Annotated in this window: 18 protein-coding genes; 6 read left to right on the plus strand and 12 right to left on the minus strand. The window is 61.7% G+C overall.

Annotated elements, in window-relative coordinates:
- Positions 1 to 144 precede the first annotated feature (144 nt).
- Positions 145 to 1,188 carry an AraC family transcriptional regulator gene (locus Q7F16_RS21525; RefSeq protein ID WP_409556803.1) on the minus strand — a complete coding sequence of 348 codons (1,044 nt, stop codon included), beginning with the start codon at positions 1,186 to 1,188 and terminating at the stop codon, positions 145 to 147.
- A 206-nt stretch (positions 1,189 to 1,394) separates the two neighbouring features.
- Here Q7F16_RS21525 and Q7F16_RS21530 point away from each other — a divergent pair, with 206 nt between their 5' ends.
- Positions 1,395 to 2,339 carry a SphA family protein gene (locus Q7F16_RS21530; protein WP_409556802.1) on the plus strand — a complete coding sequence of 315 codons (945 nt, stop codon included), beginning with the start codon at positions 1,395 to 1,397 and terminating at the stop codon, positions 2,337 to 2,339.
- Between the two features lie 83 nt (positions 2,340 to 2,422).
- Here Q7F16_RS21530 and Q7F16_RS21535 read toward each other — a convergent pair whose 3' ends face one another.
- From Q7F16_RS21535 to Q7F16_RS21545, 3 genes are all read right to left on the minus strand, one after another.
- A complete protein-coding gene (locus Q7F16_RS21535) occupies positions 2,423 to 3,721 on the minus strand; it encodes a D-arabinono-1,4-lactone oxidase (protein WP_161798343.1) in 1,299 nt (432 codons plus the stop codon).
- Positions 3,722 to 3,836: 115 nt separating this feature from the next.
- Entirely contained in the window at positions 3,837 to 4,208 is a 372-nt protein-coding gene (locus tag Q7F16_RS21540; protein ID WP_046062073.1) for a c-type cytochrome, read from the minus strand.
- 298 nt (positions 4,209 to 4,506) lie between these two features.
- Positions 4,507 to 5,391, minus strand: a complete 885-nt coding sequence (locus tag Q7F16_RS21545; RefSeq protein ID WP_014338655.1) for a LysR family transcriptional regulator — start codon at positions 5,389 to 5,391, stop codon at positions 4,507 to 4,509.
- A gap of 130 nt (positions 5,392 to 5,521) precedes the next feature.
- On the opposite strand from Q7F16_RS21545, the gene Q7F16_RS21550 reads away from it, so the two are divergent.
- Together Q7F16_RS21550 and Q7F16_RS21555 are read left to right on the plus strand one after the other, a co-directional pair.
- Positions 5,522 to 7,165 (plus strand): GMC family oxidoreductase, encoded by a 1,644-nt coding sequence (locus Q7F16_RS21550; protein ID WP_409556801.1) that lies wholly within the window; start codon positions 5,522 to 5,524, stop codon positions 7,163 to 7,165.
- Between the two features lie 206 nt (positions 7,166 to 7,371).
- Entirely contained in the window at positions 7,372 to 8,994 is a 1,623-nt protein-coding gene (locus Q7F16_RS21555) for an MFS transporter (RefSeq protein WP_014338653.1), read from the plus strand.
- A gap of 42 nt (positions 8,995 to 9,036) precedes the next feature.
- On the opposite strand, the gene Q7F16_RS21560 is transcribed toward Q7F16_RS21555, so the two are convergent.
- The 4 genes from Q7F16_RS21560 to Q7F16_RS21575 form a co-directional block, all read right to left on the minus strand.
- The gene (locus tag Q7F16_RS21560) at positions 9,037 to 11,514 is read right to left on the minus strand and encodes a TonB-dependent siderophore receptor (RefSeq protein ID WP_409556800.1); all 2,478 of its coding nucleotides are present in this window, start codon (positions 11,512 to 11,514) and stop codon (positions 9,037 to 9,039) included.
- Positions 11,515 to 11,611: 97 nt separating this feature from the next.
- Entirely contained in the window at positions 11,612 to 12,571 is a 960-nt protein-coding gene (locus tag Q7F16_RS21565; RefSeq protein WP_046062076.1) for a FecR domain-containing protein, read from the minus strand.
- Positions 12,568 to 13,089, minus strand: coding sequence for a sigma-70 family RNA polymerase sigma factor (locus tag Q7F16_RS21570; protein WP_003200143.1), 522 nt, complete (start codon positions 13,087 to 13,089; stop codon positions 12,568 to 12,570). The genes Q7F16_RS21565 and Q7F16_RS21570 overlap by 4 nt, the downstream gene beginning before the upstream one ends.
- A gap of 102 nt (positions 13,090 to 13,191) precedes the next feature.
- Positions 13,192 to 13,599: a response regulator gene (locus tag Q7F16_RS21575; protein ID WP_003200142.1), complete on the minus strand. Its 408-nt coding sequence runs from the start codon at positions 13,597 to 13,599 to the stop codon at positions 13,192 to 13,194.
- A 243-nt stretch (positions 13,600 to 13,842) separates the two neighbouring features.
- Here Q7F16_RS21575 and Q7F16_RS21580 point away from each other — a divergent pair, with 243 nt between their 5' ends.
- The gene (locus Q7F16_RS21580) at positions 13,843 to 15,798 is read left to right on the plus strand and encodes a DNA topoisomerase III (protein ID WP_409556799.1); all 1,956 of its coding nucleotides are present in this window, start codon (positions 13,843 to 13,845) and stop codon (positions 15,796 to 15,798) included.
- Positions 15,799 to 16,431: 633 nt separating this feature from the next.
- On the plus strand, positions 16,432 to 16,761 hold the full coding sequence (locus Q7F16_RS21585) for a hypothetical protein (protein ID WP_014338648.1): 330 nt from the start codon (positions 16,432 to 16,434) through the stop codon (positions 16,759 to 16,761).
- A gap of 63 nt (positions 16,762 to 16,824) precedes the next feature.
- Here Q7F16_RS21585 and glsB read toward each other — a convergent pair whose 3' ends face one another.
- On the minus strand, positions 16,825 to 17,733 hold the full coding sequence (gene glsB / locus Q7F16_RS21590; protein ID WP_253473296.1) for a glutaminase B: 909 nt from the start codon (positions 17,731 to 17,733) through the stop codon (positions 16,825 to 16,827).
- A 217-nt stretch (positions 17,734 to 17,950) separates the two neighbouring features.
- Between glsB and Q7F16_RS21595 the strand changes: the two genes are divergently transcribed.
- Entirely contained in the window at positions 17,951 to 18,145 is a 195-nt protein-coding gene (locus Q7F16_RS21595; protein WP_014338646.1) for a hypothetical protein, read from the plus strand.
- A gap of 9 nt (positions 18,146 to 18,154) precedes the next feature.
- Here the strand turns inward: Q7F16_RS21595 and Q7F16_RS21600 are convergent, their stop codons facing one another.
- The 3 genes from Q7F16_RS21600 to Q7F16_RS21610 all read right to left on the minus strand — a co-directional run bounded on the left by Q7F16_RS21600 (position 18,155) and on the right by Q7F16_RS21610 (position 20,995).
- Complete coding sequence (locus tag Q7F16_RS21600; protein ID WP_052719925.1) at positions 18,155 to 19,174, minus strand: hypothetical protein; 1,020 nt, start codon at positions 19,172 to 19,174, stop codon at positions 18,155 to 18,157.
- A gap of 206 nt (positions 19,175 to 19,380) precedes the next feature.
- Positions 19,381 to 20,310 carry a ZIP family metal transporter gene (locus Q7F16_RS21605; RefSeq protein ID WP_409556798.1) on the minus strand — a complete coding sequence of 310 codons (930 nt, stop codon included), beginning with the start codon at positions 20,308 to 20,310 and terminating at the stop codon, positions 19,381 to 19,383.
- A gap of 313 nt (positions 20,311 to 20,623) precedes the next feature.
- Positions 20,624 to 20,995, minus strand: a complete 372-nt coding sequence (locus tag Q7F16_RS21610; protein WP_046062078.1) for a general stress protein — start codon at positions 20,993 to 20,995, stop codon at positions 20,624 to 20,626.
- Positions 20,996 to 21,174 lie beyond the last annotated feature (179 nt).

The raw sequence follows: 21,174 nt of genomic DNA on the forward strand, positions 1-21,174 counted from the left end.
GCACACTCGACATCCATGCAAGCTGATCCACCGCCATCGCGAGCAAGCTTTGCTCCCACAGTTGGATCGAGGTACGTCTGCAGAACCAGGCCGGCTGTCAGGTCGCTTCCCACACGGCTTGAGAAATACTGTTTGGACATATCCTTAGAGCCGGGCGTCGGCGCTCTCATTGCGAAACGCACTCGGGCTCATGCCGGTCCAGCGCCGAAACGCCCGGCGGAAACTGCGCACATCGCTGTAGCCGACTTCTTCGGTGATGCGCTCGATGGACAGTTCGGGGTTGGCCAACAGGTTCAGGGTCCGGCCGCGGCGTACTTGTTCGAGCAAGGCTTCGAAGGTCAGGCTGTGTTCGGTCAGGCGCCGACGCAGGGTGCGGCTGCTCATGTTGAGGTCGCTGGCGATTTTCTCGATGTGGCTGCCACGGGTCAGGTCCCGGGCAATCGCCCGTTCCACGGTCTGGATCAGATCGATTTTCTGGTGCACCTCGATGGCCTCCTGCTCCAGCAAGACCAATGCCTGGCGCAGGGCCAACGGGTGGTGATTGGGCAAACGCATATCCAGCCAGCGCACGTCGATAAGCATGCGATTGTGTCGGCAACCGAAGTGCACATCCGGTCCAAAAATCCGCTGATATTCCTGGGCATAGGACGGCGCGGCGTGCATGAACTCCACGGCCTGGGGCTTGAAGTCGGGCCCCGCCAGCGCCCGGCCATAGACCATCAGGCTGGCGAAGAACTCTTCCACGGCAAACACCTGGATCTCGGCGAAAGGCAGCCGACAGGTCGCCTCGACCATGATTCGGTCTGTGGCTTCTTCGACGCTGGCCACGGCGATGCCGCCGCTGGTGTGCTGGTAACGGACGCCCAGGGCGAAGGCATCGCGCAGGGTTTCGCACAGCGATAAGACGTGGCCCAACAGGCCGAGGGTGCCAAGCACGTTGCGGTCGCCCACCCACAATCCCAGCCCCTGGTCGGGCAACAGCTTGAGCGCCCGTTGAATCATGACTACGGCCTGGCGGTAGGAAATGCGCTGGGCGGGATCTTGCAGATCATCGAGGCCGAACCCTAGGCCGCGACACAGGCTGGCGGCATCGAAGCCTTTGTCCAGCACCACCTCGGCCAGGGTCTGCAGCAGGAATGGCGATACCAGCGCCAATTCATAGGTGGGGTCGATGACTTTCATCTGCATGGGGCGGGTTCCGGAGCACGTTAGGTGGCGTTTTTGTAACCGGTTATTTCACAAAGTTAGCATGCCCCGACGGATCGAGGAGGACAAAAATCTGGCCGCCCAAGTCCCCTGTATGGCCGCCAATACCCTGCCCTGTTGGCGGCGAACGGCTTATTTGTATGGCTCGGACTTTCGGTGCATCGCCAACAATAATAATGAGCCCCCACATGAACCCGATCCGCACGACACTCGCCTTGCAATTGACCCTCGGCCTGGCCTGCAGCTATGCCCTGCCCGCCTTGGCGACCGAATCGGGGGTCGACAATATCGGCCCCGGCACCGACGGCTTTTTTGTGTTGCCGCTGGAGGTCGACAGCCTTCCCGACCACATGGTCGCGTTCAACCTCTACTACAACCATTACAAGGCCCGGAAATTCAATATCAGTTCGTTGGGCGGAGAACTGCCGGACGTCGAAATCGAATCCACGGCAGTGGTCCCGCGTATCGATTACCTGAGCCCGTTGCGGGTGGCCGGTGGACGTGCAGGAATCTACATCGCCCAACCCTGGATCAAGCAGGAAGTCTCGGTGTTCGGTTTGCATGACACCCGCGAGGGCATGGGCGACACCACGATTTCCCCCATCGTGCTCTGGGACATGGGCAAGAACCTGACCCTGGCCGCGGCGGTGGAAATCACCGTGCCGACCGGCGAATACAGCACCGATCGACTGGCCAACACCAGCAACAATTTCTACACCTACAAGCCGCTGTTTTCCTTCACCTGGCTGCCCACGGAAGACACCGAGCTGTCGTTGAAAACCACCTACAGCTTCAACCGCAAGAACAAGGACACCGACTACCGTTCGGGGCAGATTTTCCACTTCGATTATTCCGCCAGCTACCGCCTCACCGACAACCTGAGGCTGGGGCTCAACGGCTACTACCTCAAGCAGACCACCGACGACAAACAGTACGGCCGCACCGTGCAATTCGCCGGGCAGGACGTGGACGATGGTGTACGCGGCCAGGTCTTCGCCATCGGCCCGGCGCTGCACCTGACCTTCCTCAAGTACGCCAGCGCCGAGATCCGCTGGGCCAAGGAATTTGCCGTGGAGAACCGCACCGAAGGCGAAATGCTCTGGGCCAAGATCAGTATTCCGTTTGCGTTTTGAACGGAGGCAGCCATACCGCTTGTTTTTGTCATAAGACCGAGTCGCCTGCTTCGCGAGCAGGCTCGCTCCCACAGGTTCTTTCTTCAGCTCAAACCCAGAATCGATGAAAGATGCCCATTGAGGAACTTGCCGCCGGGGTCCAGCGCCTGGCGCACCTCGGTGAATTCCGTCCAGCGCGGGTACAGCGCCTGAAGCGCCTTGGCGTTCAGGGAATGCAATTTCCCCCAATGCGGACGGCCCTGGTATTTCCAGAAGATCGGCTCGATGGCGGTAAAGAAATTGTGATGGTCCATCTGGTAATGCTGGTGCACGGAGATCGAGCAACTGTCCCGGCCTTCGAACATGCTCAAGGCAATGTCGTCGGCCTTCACGTAGCGGTATTCGATGGGAAACCAGGTGCGCAGGTCCTTGTCGCGGATCAGCGCCAGGATCTCCCGCAGGCATGCCGGGCCGTGTTCGGCCGGTATCGAGTACTCCATCTCGTTGAAGCGCACGGTGCGGGCGTTGGCGTAGATGTCATGGGAATCGCCGACCCGGTCATCGAAATCGGCCACCAGCCGCAGGCTGTTGAGCAGCGCGCGCCGGGTGGCTGGAAAGTCGCTGCCGTACTTGTCGAGGTTTTCGATCAGGGAGACGAATTCGTTGCCGCCCTCCTCCTCGGGGCTGATCGGCGGCGTGGCGGGATCGGTGGTTTCGTTCAGGGCGATCGACAACGCATAGTCGGAATGAGTGACGACCTGCATTTCCCAGTGCTGGTTGTCCCGGATGTTGGCTTCCACGTCCTCGAGCAACTCTTCGGTTTTCGCCACCCACTGGTGTTCGCGCAAACGATAAGCGGCGCGATTCTGCAAGCGCACGCGGGTCACCAGCCCCAACGCGCCAAGGGACACCCGGCCGGCCTGGAACACTTCGGAATGACGCTGGGCATCGCAATCGAGGACCTCACCGCTGGCCGTCACCAGTTGCAGGCCGACCACTTGGGACGCGTACGAGCCGAAGGCCTTGCCAGTGCCGTGGGTCGAGGTGGCGATGGCACCGGCCAGGGTCTGGTAATCCACGTCGGCCATGTTCGGCAGTGCCTGGCCGATGGCCTTGAGCGCCGGGCCCATGCGGGACATGGGCGTGCCGCCGCCGAACTCGGCTTGCAGGCTGGCTGCATCATGAGCCAACAGGCCACTGAAAAAACTCAGCGACAACAAGGTGCCGTCAGTGGGCACCAGGGCACTGAAGGAATGCCCGGAACCCACCGGACGAATTCGCCCTTCGGCGCGCCTCACCACGTTCACCAGTTCATCGAGGTCCTTGGGAGCCAGGCGCGCCGCCGGCAGGCAACTCTGCGCACCGGACCAATTGCGCCACGGGATGAGCCGCGGCGCGCGCATCAACTCGGCCAGGGCGCCCTGGCTGCCCAGGGCCGTAAAGGCGGCGACCACGCCAGCCTGTTGCAACAACCGGCGCCGTGAGTAGTCCATCGTCATGCCGTAGTACCCGTAGTTATTATTGGAAGTGTTGACCGGACATGAAGGCGATCAAGGCCAGGAACTGCTCTTCGGAACAGTGCATGCACAGGCCCATCGGCGGCATGCCGTTGTAGCCGTTGATCGCATGGTCCAGCAGGGTCTCGGCGCCCTGGGCCACCCGTGGGGCCCAGGCGTTCGTATCACCGGTCAGCGGCGCCCCGGCACCGGGGTTGGCGTGGCAGAGCTTGCAACTGCTGTCGTAGACCTGGGCCAGCGCCGCATCGCTGGGCATGGCCGCGAACACCGTGGGCGCGGGCGGCTTGGCCTCTTCGCCGCACCCTGTGAGCAGGGTGCCGAGCAGCACGATGAAGGCTGAGTGAAACACGGTTGAAGGCGTGGTAGCCGGCATAGAGGCCCTCTTGGCGACGCTTTTATTGTGGGTCAACACTAAGGCACGCCACTGCGTCGGCTTGAGGTCATTGGGGGCCATAAAAGGGGGCTTGGGCGGCCAGTTGCGAGAGCATCAATGACCTTTGTGGCGAGGGGATTCATTTGTGGGAGCAAGGCTTGCCCGCGAAGCAGCCGACTCGGTTTCAGATAGATCGAGTGTTCTTCATCGCGGGCAAGCCTTGCTCCCACACAGCCCACACAGCCTTGCTCCCACAGATCTCCCCCACAGAGCGGCTCGCCACAGGGGCATCGCGTGCTCAGGGGAGTAATAACCCCTGCTCGCGCTCGCACAACTGCACTACGTAATCCCACAACACCCGCAAGCGTACGGATTTGTGCAGTTCGCGGCGGGTACTGATCCAGTAGCTGCGGCGGATGGTTTCGTCCGGCAGCAACCGCACCAATGTCGGGTCGCCGCTGGCCATGTAGCACGGCAGCACAGCGATCCCCAGGCCCGAGCGCGCGGCCTGTTGCTGGGCGATGACGCTGGTGCTGTGGAACACCACCCGAGGGTTGCGGCAAAAGCTGTTGAGGAACATCAGTTCCTGGCTGAACAGCAGGTCGTCGACATACCCGATCCAGGCATGGCGGGCCAGGTCCTCGCGGCTGCGCAATGCTGGCGAGCGGTCCAGATAGGCCTGGCTGGCGTACAGCGCCAGGCTGTAGTCGGTGAGTTTGCGGGTGACCAGCAGGTCGGCCGCCGGGCGCTCGAGGTGGATGCTGATTTCCGCCTCACGGTTGAGGATGCTGACAAAGCGCGGCACCGCCACCAGTTCCACTTCCAACCCCGGATAGCGCTGGAACAGCCCGTCCATGCGACTGGCGAGGAACATGATGCCCAGCCCTTCGGTCACCCCCAGGCGGATCTTGCCCAGGGGCGCACTGGACTGGGTGATGTCCTCCTGGGCCAGCAACGCCACGTTCTCCATGGCTTCGGCGTGCTTGAGCAGCGTCTCGCCGGCCGGGGTCAGTTCATAACCCTGGGCATGCTGGACAAACAGCGCGGTGCCGAGGCTTTTCTCGATGGCCTCGATGTGCCGGGCCACCGTGGCGTGGGTGGTGTTCAGGCGCCGTGCAGCCGTCAACAAACGCCCGCTGCGTTGCAGTTCCAGGAAATAGCGCAGGTCATTCCAGTCGAACATGAGGCGATCCTTGAACGCGTCTGAAGGCGGAGCTGTTTATAAACGCACAGCGGCTGCGCAAAAACTAACATTCTTTTGACGAAAACTAACAACTAGGATGGACCCTACAAAAACAAGAATGAGGTCGCGAATGCAACCTGTCGTCGATGAATTCGATTACGTGATCGTGGGCGCCGGCCCTGCCGGATGCCTGCTGGCCAATCGGCTTTCGGCCAACCCGCAACACCGGGTGCTGCTGCTCGAAGCCGGCGGGCGCGACAACTATCCGTGGATTCACATCCCGGTCGGCTACCTGTTCTGCATCGGCAACCCACGCACCGACTGGTGCTTCAAGACCGAAGCACAACCAGGCCTGCAAGGTCGCGCCTTGAGCTACCCCCGCGGCAAGGTCCTGGGCGGCTGCTCCTCCATCAACGGCATGATCTACATGCGCGGCCAGGCGACGGACTACGACGGCTGGGCCGCCGAGGGCAATGCTGGCTGGGCCTGGGAAGACGTGCTGCCGCTGTTCCGCCAGAGTGAAAACCACTTTGCCGGCGCGTCCGAATTCCACGGCGCCGACGGCGAATGGCGGGTCGAACGCCAGCGCCTGTCATGGCCGATTCTCGATGCCTTCCGCAGCGCCGCCGAACAAAGCGGCATCCCCAACGTCGACGACTTCAACAGCGGCGACAACGAAGGCTGCGGCTACTTCCAGGTCAACCAGAAAGCCGGGGTACGCTGGAATGCGGCCAAGGCGTTTCTCAAGCCGATTCGCCACCGCGCCAACCTCACGGTATTGACCGACGTCGAGGTCGACCGCGTGTTGCTGCGTGACGACCACGCCCACGCCGTCAGCGCGCGCTGGCAAGGCAAGGGCATGACCTTCAAGGCCCGCAAGGAAATTGTCCTGTGCGCCGGAGCCGTTGGCTCGCCGGGCATCCTGCAACGCTCCGGGATCGGCCCGCGCAGCCTGCTGCAACGCCTGGGCATCGGCGTGACCCATGAATTGCCCGGTGTCGGCGGCAACTTGCAGGACCACCTGCAACTGCGGCTGATCTACCAGTTGGAAAACGCCCGCACCCTGAACCAGATCGCCGGCACCCTGTGGGGCAAGATGGGCATGGGCCTGCGCTACCTGTACGACCGCAGCGGCCCGCTGTCCATGGCCCCCAGCCAACTCGGCGCATTCGCCCGCTCGGGTCCGGAGCAGGCCTCGGCCAACCTCGAATACCACGTACAACCGTTGTCCCTGGAACGCTTCGGCGAACCGCTGCACAGTTTCCCGGCGTTCACCGCATCGGTCTGCGACCTGCGCCCGCAAAGCCGTGGCCGGGTGGACATTCGTTCGGCCGACCCGCACGAAGCGCCACTGATCCAACCCAATTACCTGAGCCACCCCGAAGACTTGCGGGTCGCCGCCGACGCCATCCGCCTGACCCGACGCATCGTCGCGGCCCCGGCCCTGAGCGCGTTCAAACCGGTGGAATACCTGCCGGGCCCCAGCCTGCAAACCGAAGATGAGTTGCACCAGGCCGCCGCCCGGATTGGCACGACGATTTTCCACCCGGTCGGCACGTGCCGCATGGGCCAGGATCGCGACGCGGTGGTGGATGCGCAACTGCGTGTCCACGGCATCAAGGGCCTGCGCATCGCCGACGCCTCGATCATGCCGCGCATCACCTCGGGCAACACCTGCTCGCCGACCCTGATGATTGCCGAGAAGGCGGCGCAGATGATGCTTGAGGCAGATACCAGAATCACCACGTCCCAAAAGGAGCCGGCCACGGTCTGAAAAACAACAAAAGTCCCCCTGTGGGAGCGAGCTTGCTCGCGATAGCGGTCTGTCTGCCACGCATAGGTTGAATGTGCCGCCGCTATCGCGAGCAAGCTCGCTCCTACAAGGGGATGAGTCGATTCAAGGAAAGTGTGTCAAGTCAGGAGACGCCACCCCGGCGTCGCAGTGGAACAACAAAAACAATCACTGTGAGGGATACCGCTATGTCCGAGCATGTTCAGCCCCTGGAAGCCACGCGCAGCGTCGGCACCAGCCAGGAAACCCAGAAAGTCATCTTCGCCTCGTCCCTGGGGACGGTGTTCGAGTGGTACGACTTTTTTCTCTATGGCGCCCTGGCGGCGGTGATCAGCAAGCAGTTCTTTGCCGGGGTCAACGACACCACCGCGTTCATTTTCGCCCTGATGGCATTCGCCGCCGGTTTCATCGTGCGGCCGTTCGGGGCTCTGGTGTTCGGTCGGTTGGGGGATATGATCGGGCGCAAATACACGTTCCTGGCCACCATCGTATTGATGGGCCTGGCGACGTTCTGCGTCGGCCTGCTGCCCAACTACGCCAGCATCGGCATCGCCGCGCCGATCATCCTGGTGGTGTTGCGCATGCTCCAGGGCCTGGCCCTGGGCGGTGAGTACGGTGGCGCAGCAACGTACGTTGCCGAGCATGCGCCAATGGGCAAGCGCGGTTTTCATACCAGCTGGATTCAGTCCACGGCCACCCTCGGGCTGTTGCTCTCGCTGCTGGTGGTGCTGGGCTGTCGCTACTTCACCGGCGATCAGTTCGAAGTCTGGGGCTGGCGCATTCCGTTCCTGCTGTCGATCCTGCTGCTGGGCATCTCCACCTGGATTCGCCTGAGCCTGCATGAGTCGCCGGCCTTCCTGAAAATGAAAGAAGAAGGCAAGTGCTGCAAGGCGCCGATCCGCGAATCCTTCGGCAAATGGGAAAACCTCAAGGTGGTGCTGATCGCCCTGTTCAGCATCAACGCCGGGCAAGCGGTGACCTTCTATGCCGCGCAGTTCTACGTGCTGTTTTTCCTCACCCAGTTCCTGAAGATGGACCCGGCCCTGGCCAACAGCCTGCTGATCGTCAGCGTGGTGATCGGCGCACCGTTCTTCATCTTTTTCGGCTGGCTGTCGGACAAGGTCGGGCGCAAACCGGTGCTGATGATCGGCCTGCTGCTGGCCACCGCGCTGTACTTCCCGATCTTCAAGACCCTGGCCCATTACGCCAACCCGGCCATCGACCAGGCGAGCCGCCAGGCACCGATCACCGTGATCGCCGATCCGGCCACCTGCACCTTCCAGTTCGACCCGGTGGGCAAGGCGCGTTTCGACAGCCCTTGCGACAAGGTCAAGACCTTCCTGGTCAAGCAAGGCCTGCCCTACAGCAGCGTTGCGGCCCCGGCAGGCAGTTCCGTACAGGTCAGCGTCGGTGACGTGACACTCGAAGGTTACGACGAAGCGGCCCTGCGCGGTGCGGTGACCCTGGCGGGCTACCCGCAACAGGCCGACGCCCAGCAGATCAACCGGCCGATGATCGTGGCCTTGATCGTGGCGCTGATCATCATCTCGGCGATGTGCTACGGACCGCTGGCGGCGTTGATGGTCGAACTGTTCCCAACCCGCATTCGCTACACCTCCATGTCCCTGCCCTATCACATCGGCAACGGTTGGTTCGGCGGCTTCCTGCCCACCGTGTCGTTCGCCCTGGTGGTCTACACCGGGGATATTTTCTATGGGCTGTGGTACCCGGTGGTGATCACCGGGGTGAGCCTGGTGGTGGGCATGATCTGCCTGCGGGAAACCCGGAACGTGGACCTGGATAAAAACTGAGGACGAAACCGTGGCGAGGGCAATGGCGCCCTCGCCAGCGGCTCAGAAGCGTGCCTTCATGGTCATGGTGAAGTTGCGCGGCTCACCGTAATAGTTACCGAAACTCTCGGTACCGATGGTGGTGTAGTAGCGCTTGTCGAACAGGTTGTTGCCATTGAGGGCCACCGACCAGGTGTCATCGATGCGGTAGCCGACGCGGCCATTCCACACGGCATAACCGGCCTGAGTGATCTTCTCGCCCGTCGCCGGCGATACGCGGAAGTTGTCGCTTTGGGCATTGACCCCGGCGCCGACACTGAACCGTTCCAACGCCCCACCGAGGGCATAATCACCCCACAGGCGCAGCACATGGCGCGGCACGTAGCTGTTGAACGAACCGCCGTTGAGGCTCGTGTCTATGTCGTCGAGGGTCTTGGTCTGGGTGTAGGTGTAGCCGGCAAGCAGTTGCAGGCGCTCGATGACTTCACCGCTGATCTCGGCTTCGAAGCCCTGGGCGCGAACCTTGCCGGCGTTCTCATAGCAAAAACCGTCCGAGGATGCACAACTGGAGAAGTAGTCAGTCTGAGCCTGGTCTTTCTGCACCGTGCGGAACAGATTGAAGGCGCTGTTCAGGCGGCCCTCGAACCATTCCCCCTTGATCCCCAGCTCATAACTCTCGCCCACCAGGGGCTTGAGCGCCGAGCCGCTTTCGGAGCGATAGTTGCCCTGGGGCGTGAAGATATCCGAATAACTGGCATAAGCCGTCAGGTGCTCATTGAGATCCAGCAGCACGGCGGCAAACGGCGTGACCTGGCCGGTCTCCGTGCTCTTGGCATGCTCCGAACCACCCGTGAGGAACACCGAGTCGGTCTTGGAGCGGTACCAGCTCACCCGACTGCCGACGACAAAGGTCAATGGATCCGCCAGTTTCAGGCGCAGGGTCGAATACATGCCTTGCTGCTGGGTAACGGTCTTGACCGGGCCACCGCGCGTCGAGTTTTCGATGAAGTAACTGTCGTCCGGTTCGGGAATATGTCGATCCGGATCGAATACGTTCTGCTTCTGCGGCAAGAAGGCGACCGAGAAAAAGTCGTCCTTGTCCGAACGACTGGCGTTGAAACCAACGATCAATTCATGTTGCTGCCCCAGGGCGTCGAACTTGCCGTCCAGGTAGGCGTCGAGGCCGTAATCGACCTGGTCGTAGTCGTACATGCTGCCCAGCAGGTTGGTGGTCGAGGTGCCAGGCGTCACCGAACCCGATGCAAAGGCGTATTTGATGTCCTGGGTGTTTTTCGTATAGACACCGGCGACCTTCACCGCCCAGTCGTCATTGAGCTGATGCTTGAGATCGCTGAACACCGTGGTGCGCTGGCTGCGCCAGGTATTCCACGACGGATCCAGGCAAGTGGAACGGCTGAGTTTCAGATCGCTGCCGTCCCGGTAGCGAGGAAGCCCGCCCCAGCAAGGGCTTGCATCGACGTCTTCATAGGCAACGCCCACGCCGAGCGTCGTGTCGGGCGACAGATCGAAATCCAGGGCACCGTAATAAATCTGGTCCTTGCGCCGGGCATCGTCGTAGAAAAAATGCCGGCTCTGCTCGGCGATCACCGCCCTGCCCCGCACAGTGCCGGAATCATTCAGCGGGCCACCGGTATCGACCTGCCCACGGTAGTTGTCCCAGGTGCCGCCCGAGAGGCTGAGTTCGGTCTGGGCCGTGGCCTGGCCACGTTTGCGGACAAAGTTGACGCCACCAGAAGTACCGCCCGCGCCCTTCATCATCCCGGCGGCGCCGCGCAGGACTTCGACACGGTCGTAATAGGCCATGTCGCTGCTGAAACTGTCGGCCTGGACATAGCTGTTGCCCATGTCCAGTGGAACGCCGTCGTATTGATACTGACCGGACATCCGGAACCCACGGGAATAGAAATACTTGCCGCCCATGGTCGAGTCGTAGACGGTAATGCCGGGGGTCTTCTCCATCACTTGATCGATGGTGTTGAGGTTCTGGTCATCGAGCATCTTGCGGGTGATCACCGTCACCGACTGCGGCGTTTCGCGCAGGGAATGCTCGCCCTTGCCGATGGTCACCGCGCCCGTCGTGTAGGAGCCACTGTTCTCGGTGGTCGCCCCGAGCATCTGAGCCTCGATGCTGGTGGCTCCCAGCTCCATGACCGAACCGTTGGCGGGCAGCCGGCGCAGCACGTACGTGCCGTTGGCCTGGGGCTCAGCTTGCAGTCCGCTCCCGCCAAGAATGCGAGCGAAGCCGTCACCCACGCCGAAAGAACCTCTCAGGCCGGGCGATTGCAAATCCTCAAGTTGCCGGGCATCAAACGAAAGGGCGACACCGGCGGCGCTGGAGAAACGGGTCAGCACATCTACCAGGCTGCCGGCGCCGATATCGTAGGCCTGCACCGAGCGCTGCTGCGCGGAGGCGCCTGGAACCGGGTTGGCATTCACGGCCGTGGCGCCGACGGTGGTAACCGCCAGCAAGCCAATTTTCACTGCAAACACCAGACGGCCTGGCGCGCTTACCCAAGGCATATTTCCCCTCCCCCAAAACGGTCGATAAAAACTCACTGAGGAAGAGCCGAACGATGAGGATGAAAAGTGCAGGACCGGATTTTTTTATTACACAGCGTCACCGCCGGTCGCCACCCGCGACCTGGACCCAGAATCGGCTGTAGCGGGTCACTCGCAACAAGAAGCCACTTTCCAGCGCGGCCAGGGCGAGATCGGTGTTATCGACGGGGAACACACCAGAAACCTTCAAATCGCCAATCGCCGGGTCCCAACGCAGCACACCGGGGCGGTAGCGCGACAGTTCATCCAGCAGCGCCGCCAGGGGACGGTCAATCGCGATAATGCTTCCCTTCTGCCAGGCACCGACCGACACATCGTTGCCACGTAATGTGCCCAGCGACCGCTCATTGAAACCCAGGCGCTGGCCGGCTTCGACCCGCATTCTTGCTCCAGTCGCCAGCAGGCTCACCTCGACCGCTTTCTCCAGCACCGCCACTTCGCCGCCTCGCGCCTGACCACGGACGATAAACCGCGTGCCCAGCGCAAGCACCTCGACCGGCCCCGTCACCACTTTGAACGGACGCCGCAAGGGATCGACCGCCGTCGTCACGAGCACCTCACCCCGCAACAGCTCCAGAAGCCGCTGCTGTCCATCGAAACGAACATTCACCGAGGTATCGGTGTTGAGCAGGACCGTGCTGCCATCAGCCAGTTGGAATTCGCGACGCTCGCCCACGGCGGTGCGGTAATCGCAAAACAGGTTCTGGCTTGCCTCGCTGCGCCAGCCCAACCAGCCCAGGCCGCCAGCGGACGTCAGCAGCAAGGCGCTGCGCAACACCTGGCGGCGGGATCGACGGTGGGTGTCGCTCAAGGTCGGTGCGGCCAGGGCGCCGGGGACGCTTGCCATCTGCTCGGCCACTGCCGCCATGCGTTGCCAGGCCTGGCTGTGCAACGGATCGGCAGCCAGCCAGGCGCGCCAGTCGGCCCGGTCCGCGTCGGTGCTGATGCCGGAATGCAGCCGGGCGTACCACTGCGCCGCCACGCGAATGGCGTTCAACTCTTCAGGAGGCAGGTTCATGAAAGCTGCAGTTGAATCTGCATCAGGCAGCAATGCTCCATGGCCTTGGCCATGTGATTGTTGACCGTGCGTACGCTGACCCCCAGGCGTTCGGCAATTTGTGGGTACGTCAGGCCATCGAACTGCGACAGGATGAACGCCTGCCTGACCCGCGGTCCCAGCCCCAGGAGCAAGCGGTCGATCTCCATCAGGGCCTGGAGCATGATCGCCTGTTCTTCCAGCGAGGGGTGCTGCTCTTGCGGCATGGCCGCCAATACTTCGAGGTAGGATTGCTCCAGCGAGCGACGGCGAAACAGATCGATCAACAGTCCTTTGGCGATCATCGACAGGTACGGTCGTGGCTCACGGATATCCAGCGCAGTGCGCGCCTTGATGACCCGCACAAACGTATCCTGGGCAAGGTCCGCGGCATCGAAGGTGTTGCCCAAACGCTTGCGCAGCCAGCCCTGGAGCCAACCGTGATGATCACTGTACAGAACGTCGACAGCACTGCGTAGGGACAGATCGTTGGCGGACATGGCAATGGAATAATTCGCGACTGATAATGACTCGCATTGTCATGGAGCCTATCGCCGCTTGCAACCCAAACGTGTCCGGCCACCCCCACTCGCTGGAATGGCTCAGTTCATGGAGTGACTTTTCACCGTGCTTTCCACCAGGTCCAGCATCTGTCCCAGTGCCCAGGGCTTGGCGATGAACGAAGCGTGGTGCTTGATTCCAGCGCTTTCCGGCGTCTCGAAGCCGGACATGATCAGCAGCGGTATCTGCGGCCAGCGGTCTCCCGTGAGATTGGCCAGGTCCGCGCCATCGATCTTGCCGGGCATGGTGATATCGGTGAGCAACAGGTCGACGTAATGGGCGCTCTCTTCGAGGAACGTCAACGCCGCGTCGGCGCTTTCCCGAGGCTCCACGACGAACCCTTCTTCCTCGAGTATTTCACAGAGGAATTCCAGGATGGTCGGATCATCTTCCACAACGAGAATCAAACGTGTAGTCGCCTGGCCGTTGCCATTTGGCATCGAATTCATGAAAGTGACTCTCCTTGACCTCATAAAACCTTCTTTGCGGCAACAACCGCCTTGAAGTTATGAGCAATCCCCCTGCGAGAAATTCATTCTGTGTGCCAACAGGCCGCCGAATGTCATGCCAGAGCCGCCCTGGCAATGCAGCGCAACGCTTTTTATCTGTATATCCATACAGATAAAACTTGCCCTGGCGCGCATCCATGACCATGCTACAACCCCATGAAACCTGCTCAGGAAAAGGGCGCTATGCAGCTGTACCTGTGTGAAAAACCGTCCCAGGCCAAGGACATCGCCGCCGTGCTCGGTGCCACGCGCCGTGGCGACGGTTGCTGGCTGGGCCCTGGCATCACGGTCACCTGGTGCATCGGCCACCTGCTGGAAACCGCCCCACCCGACGCCTACGACGCGCGCTACAAGCGCTGGGTCTTGGCCGACCTGCCCATCGTGCCGGCCCAATGGAAAATGACCGTCAAGCCGAAAACCGCCAGCCAGTACAAGGCGGTCAAGCGCCTGCTGGGGGAAGCGAAGGAATTGGTGATCGCCACCGACGCCGACCGCGAAGGCGAAATGATCGCCCGGGAACTGGTGGAACATTGCCGTTATCGCGGGCCGATCCGGCGGCTATGGCTCTCGGCCCTGGACGAAGCCTCGATCCGCAAGGCCCTGGCCGCCCTCAAGCCGGGGGCCGAAACCTTCAACCTGTACCACTCGGCGCTGGGCCGTTCCCGGGCCGACTGGCTGATCGGCATGAACATGAGTCGCCTGTTCACCTTGCTGGGGCGCCAGTCCGGCTACCAGGGCGTGTTGCCGGTGGGCCGCGTGCAGACGCCGACGCTGCGCCTGGTGGTGGACCGCGACCGCAGCATCGCCGACTTCGTGCCGGTCGCCTACTGGGCCATCGACGTGCAGCTCAGCCACGAAGGCACGGCGTTCACCGCCCAGTGGCGCGCTGATCCGGACGCCTGCGACGACCAGGAACGCTGCCTGAACCAGGCCCTGGCCCGGGACGCCGCCCAAGCCATGGCCAACGCCACCACCGCCCGGACACTGAAGGTACGTACCGAACGTCTGCGCGAAGCGGCACCATTGCCCTTCGACCTGGGCACGCTGCAGGAAGTCTGCTCGAAGAAACTCGGCCTCGGCGCCCAGGAAACCCTGGACATTGCCCAGTCGCTCTACGAGACCTACAAGCTCATCACCTACCCTCGCAGCGATTGCGGCTTCCTGCCCTTGAGCCAGCACAGCGAAGCACCGGCCATCCTGGCCGCCCTCGCCCAGGCCGACCCAAGCCTTGCACCGCTGCGCGAGTACCTGCAACCGCAGCGCAAGTCCCGGGCCTGGAACGACGCCAAGGTCAGCGCTCACCACGGCATCATTCCCACCGCCGCCGCCAGGAACCTCGACAAACTCGCTGGCAAGCAGCGCGCGGTCTATACGCTGATTCGTGCGCGCTACCTGGCGCAGTTCCTGCCCAACCACGAATACGACCGGACCCAGGCCGACTTCGACTGTGCCGGCCAGGCGCTGCGTGCCGTGGGCAAGCAGATCGTCGAACCTGGCTGGAAACGGGCCCTGCCCGAAGCGCTGGCACCGGCCAGGGGCCGTGAAGCACCGACACCGCAGACGCTGCCGGCACTGAGCGAAGGTCGCGATTGCGCCGTGGACGAGGTGAAACCCAAGGACCTGTGGACCCAACCGCCCAAGCCGTTCACCGAAGGCGACCTGATCAAGGCGATGAAGAACGTCGCCAAGCTGGTGGAAGACCCGCTGCTCAAGCAAAAGCTCAAGGACACCACCGGCATTGGCACCGAAGCGACCCGGGCCTCGATTATCCAGGGGCTGCTCGACCGCGGTTACCTGGTGAAAAACGGCAAGGCCCTGTCCGCCACCCCGGCGGCCTTCAGCCTGATCGACGCCGTGCCCCGGGCCATCGCCGACCCGGGCACCACGGCCATCTGGGAGCAAGCGTTGGACATGGTGCAAAGCGGCGAAATGAGCCTGGAGGAATTCGTGACCCGGCAAGCCGCCTGGATGAGCAAGCATGTCGCCCGCTGCCAGGGCATGAGCCTGACCATCAGCGGCCCGGCCAGCCCCGCCGGGCGCGGCGCAACGCCGTGGAAAAACAAACGCAAGCCGACCAAGCGCAAGACCGGCGGCGCACCGCGCAAGCCGAGCAAGCCGAGCAAGGCCAAGGCGACCTGAGCAAATCAGGCCCACCATAAAGCCCCTGTGGGAGCGAGCTTGCTCGCGATGGCGGTGGTTCAGCTAAAAAAATGTTGGCTGATACGCCGCCATCGCGAGCAAGCTCGCTCCCACATTGAATGGGGTCCGGCTGGAAATCCTCATACCCAAACCATTTTGTCCGACAATATGTAGTGACCAAAAATAATCACTACAAAACCGTTGACGCCTCCGATTTGCCCTTGCATGATGCAGACGTCTCCCCGATCGGGAGTACAGGCAACTGTTTGAGCAAGCTCGTCTGACCGCCGAGCTGTTTTTTGGATAAGGGACTGCCCACAAGGCAGATTGAAGGTGCTGACCTGGCCTGACCGTCCGGTAACAAGGACGAGAAACGTCGGTGAAGATCCTCATGACGCGCGTGGTTCAACCCTCGAAAGTTGACACTGCCTGAAGATTCTTCGCTGTTTCTCTTCGTTGTAGCGCATCTGCGTAGCAGCCCTTCGATAACACTACACAACCGATGCACGACCCTGTCGAAGTTCGACGGAAGAATGCTGACGGCCTGGTTTCGATAGCAGGCAGGTACTTACCGAATAGCGAAGTTTTTGCGAACCACCAGACAGATCAACCAAATGGTCAAGGGGCTTACACATGAATCTGAATAATCAACCATCTATTGATGAACTGGCTCGCATATTCGCAGCACACAAGGACACGCTCGACAACCATATCCTGTGGATCAGCAAGACTGGCCAGGTGCATATGGACTGCCTGTCGCCCTACACCCGCGAAGACGAGTTCGAAAAGAACACGCAAGAGCTGGGTGCCCGGCTGAAGATGTACCGCCGTGGCCAGGGCTACGTTGGCAAGAAGGCTGCAGCAGACAAAGACTTCATCGGCCGCGTGTTGCAAACGCTGACCCAGGCCTGGCAGTCGATGCAGAGCACTTCTGAGGTTCGGGTCATCGACCGCCTCTGCTGATCACCACTCAACAAAAAGGCCCGCTCCTGGATCAGGAGCGGGCCTTTTTTTGTGAGGCAGGCTCTAGAACACCGACCAACCGATCCGCTGGCTCATCAACTCCAGCGCCGCCATGCCGGCCAGGGAGTTGCCGGCGACGTTGAGCTCAGGCGACCAGACGCACACCGTGAACCGCCCCGGCACCACGGCGACAATCCCGCCGCCGACCCCGCTCTTGCCCGGCAGGCCGACGCGATAAGCGAAATTGCCGGCCTCATCGTACAAGCCGCTGGTGGCCATGATGGAGTTGACTTGCTGGGTTTGCCGGGCGGTGAGTATCTGTTCGCCGCTGTGCTTGCAGAACCCGTCGTTGGCCAGGAAGCAGAACGCTCGCGCCAGGTCGACACAGCTCATCCGCAGGGCGCAGTGGCTGAAGTAACTGCGCAGTACCGCTTCCACATCGTTATGGAAATTGCCGAACGATTGCATCAGGTACGCCATCGCCGCGTTGCGGGCGCGGTGCTGGTATTCCGATTCGGCGACCTTGCCGTCCACCATCACCTGTGGATTACCCGACAGACGGCGTACGAAATCGCGCATCGACAACGCCGGGGCGGCGAAACGCGACTGATTGATATCGCAGATCACCAACGCGCCGGCATTGATGAACGGGTTGCGCGGTCGACCACGTTCGAATTCCAGTTGCACCAGGGAATTGAACGGTTGGCCAGACGGCTCATGGCCCAAGCGCTCCCAGATCGCCTCGCCGGAATGCCCGATGGCCTGCACCAGGCTGAACACTTTGGAAATACTCTGCACCGAAAACGCTGTTTCGGCGTCGCCGGCGCAATACAACTCGCCGTCGTTGCCATACACGGCAATGCCCAACTGGTTGGGCGCCACAGTGCCCAGGGCCGGAATGTAGTCGGCCACCTTGCCCTGACCAATCAGGGGGCGAACCGCATCGAGGATCTCGTTCAACAGTGCTTGCATATGCGCGGGGTCCAGTCATTCCCCGTTCGAGTGCGGGGATACAGACGCTAGACGCTGGTGGGCGGGAGCAGAGCACACTGATTATCAAACTTCAGGCACACACACCTGTGGCAAGGGGCTCTGTGGGGCAGACTTTGTGGGAGCAAGCGTTTTCATGGGCGCTGGTCGTCGAATCGAGCGGTCTATAGTTCAAAGGATCAATCGGCAGGAGTAGACGATGCGTCAGGTCATGCAAAAAGAACCCTGGTGGGCCTCGCCGCCCAAGCCCGGACAGGATGAAAGCGAGCTGGAATGGGGCTGGCTGGTGATCTACAGCGAAGGCGAGCCGCGCTTCGAATTCATCAAGGAACGCCCATCGGACGAGCAGATCCGCCATCGCAAGGGTTGTCGCGTCACCCTCGGGTCAGAATGAGTCGGCCCGTCACGGCTTGATGTCCGGCAATGCCACCGCTCGATTGGCCAGGTCCGCCTCCACCAGGTCGCCTTTAATTTCCTCGTCCAGGTAATACACCGGGGCCATCACCCCGCTGAGGGGATGCTTGAGCGACTTGAACCACGCCTCATCGAACGCAGCGCTCAGGCTTTTGCGGATCTGCGCCTCCATTTCCGGCCGCTCGCCCTCGTGGATGATCGCGCGAATGCCCGCCACGCCCACCGAGATCAACGCCCCGGCCGCCTTCCCGGCCACGGCCGCCGCCGCGCCGGTCGCCCCACGCGTGGCAAATTGCGCCTCGATTTTTTCGCTGGTGCGTTGCGCCACCGTTGCGATCACCGCCTCCGATGGCCCAGCCCCTGTGTCAGCGGCCTTGTTGACGTGATCGATCAGGGCCGCATAAGCCGGCAGGGTGTTCAGCGGCTCGGTGTGAACCATCTCGTACAACGAAGCATCACGCGCCGGCGGCGGCCCCAGGCGGACGGCAGGAATGCCGTGCAGGCGCCGGTTCATCAATTCGTTCGGGATGCGATGGCGCAGGCCAATGACCTGGACCTGCTGATTGAGCAGACGTAGGTAATAGCCCGTCGCGTTGGCCCTGATCGCCTCGGGATCAATTTCCACCGCCACCGGTTCCAGCACCTGTTCACGATATTGTTCTTGCAGGTAGACCGCCAGGCGCCTGGCCGAGGAATCCGCCTCACCCTCGGCGCTGGCGGCGTACCAACTGACCTTCACCGCCAGCCACTCCTGGGTCCAATAGCTGCTGAACCAGGGAATGAACTCAGCCTCGGTGCGTTCATAGACCAACACGCGCCAGTGCTCCATCGACCCGCGCGCGTAGAGGGCCGCCTGTTCGATAGCGCTTTTCGACGCCGCGATGATCTGCTGGTCCACCTGTCGCCAAGTATCCTGGGCTATCACTACCGTGGCGACCGGTTGGCCGCGCTGTGACGTGGCGCACCCCGCCAGAACGAGCATAACGGCCAACATCAGCGAACGCAGCACAGTCGCGCCACCCCGGATTCAGGTCATCCACGGGGTTGAGTATAGGTCGCGAGAAACAGGGATCCCGGCCTAAACCAAAAACCAATGTGGGAGCGAGCTTGCTCGCGATTGCGGTGGGTCAGCAGCATTGATATCAACTGATCCACCACTATCGCGAGCAAGCTCGCTCCCACAGGATCTGATCCAACAGGTCTTTGGCAGGGCCTTCAACCCAGCGCCGTGTCGAGAAACATCATCACCGCAAACCCCATCATCAAGCCCAGGGTGGCCGGGGTTTCATGGCCATTGCGGTGGGTTTCGGGAATCACCTCGTGGGACACCACGAAGATCATCGCCCCCGCCGCCAACCCCAGGCTGATGGGGTAAGCGACGGCGACGCCCGACGACATGCCCAGGCCGATCACCGCGCCCAGCGGCTCCATCAACCCCGAACCGACCGCGATGAGCGCGGCACGCAAGGCGCTGATACCGGTGACGCGCAGCGCCATGGCAATGGCCAGGCCCTCGGGGATGTCCTGGATGGCGATGGCGGTGGTCAGGGGCAAGCCGACCTTGAAGTCGCCGTCGGCAAAACTGACGCCGATGGCCATGCCTTCCGGCAAGTTGTGCAAGGTGATGGCAAGCACGAACAGCCAAACGCGATTGATGCGCTCGGCCTGGGGCCCACGTCGGCCACTGAGTTCGTGCTCGTGCGGCACGAAACGGTCCAGGCCGATCATCAGGGCGACCCCCAAGCCCAGGCCGACCACGACGACAAACGCGGCAAGCAACTGGTTGCCACAGATGATTTGTGCCGCCTCGATACCTGGCAGGATCAACGAGAAAGAACTGGCGGCGAGCATCATGCCGGCGGCAAAACCGAGCATGATGTCCTGGGTCCGCGAGGCGATATCGCGCAACACCACAGCCATCAACGCCCCCAGGGCGGTAGCGGCAAAACCCGAGGTACCGCCCAGCACCGCGTAACCCAGGTTCTGACGGTCGGCGCCGACCAGGGCGTTGTAGCCGCTGTAAAGCAGCAATGCAGTCACCAACGCCAGCCCGAGCCAGAACGTCAGCCCCAGCAACAGGTTGTCTTGCACGGGGTTGAGCCAGGTGCGCCAAGGGGATCGAATCCGGGAGGTGGGCTGGTCCATCGAAGGTCCTTACGGGTCTTGACCAAAACATGGCTGATCGTGCGCCTAAACGGTGGCAACGATCAAACGTAATATCCAGGCAAGGAAGCGCTGCCCTCGCCGTTTTTTTATAGTCGGAGGAAGTAACAGGATGATTTATCTTTTATTCAACAAACGAGACCAATGGTGATTGACTCAACGATCAACCAATATCTTTTAACGAATAAAGCGGAAAAGCTGTAAACCCGGTGGTAGTTTAAACCCGGCAAACTCCGCTATATAAACCCATTGGGGCCCCATGCCATGGGCACGGGGCTCACCATGTCAGCGGGCATTATGAATCGCCGCCGCGGCTGTTCTCACCGCCTTTTCTACCCGCTTCGGAAGCTTTCTCCCGGTCGTTGGCAAAGTTGCCGCCCGAGGCCTGGCCACCTTTGCGGCCGGCTTCCGAAGCCCGCTCAGGGTCGTTGGCAAAATTACCGCCCGAGGCTTGCCCGCCTTTGCGGCCGGCTTCTGCGGCACGCCCAGGGTCGTTGGCAAAATTACCACCCGAGGCCTGCCCTCCCTTGCGCCCGGCCTCGGATGCACGCTCAGGATTATTGGCGAAGTTACCACCTGATGCATGGCCGCCCTTTTTCCCGGCTGCCGATGCCTTTTCACGATCGTTAGCGAAATTGCCAGGATTTTTATTTCCTGTATTAGCCATTTCATTCACCTCGTTTAGTTGATATCAACGAGCCTTGCCGGCTCGTCTTATTCGGAAAACATGACGCCGACAAGGTTTTAAGAGAAGTCTGCAAACGGCGACGAGTGGTCAATGCCGTTATTTACATCCCTGCTGCCTCGGCCCTTATTGCAACAGGCTACTAAACAAGCAGGGATCGA

Source organism: Pseudomonas sp. Lb2C2, assembly GCF_052112205.1.
Lineage (GTDB): Bacteria > Pseudomonadota > Gammaproteobacteria > Pseudomonadales > Pseudomonadaceae > Aquipseudomonas > Aquipseudomonas kilonensis.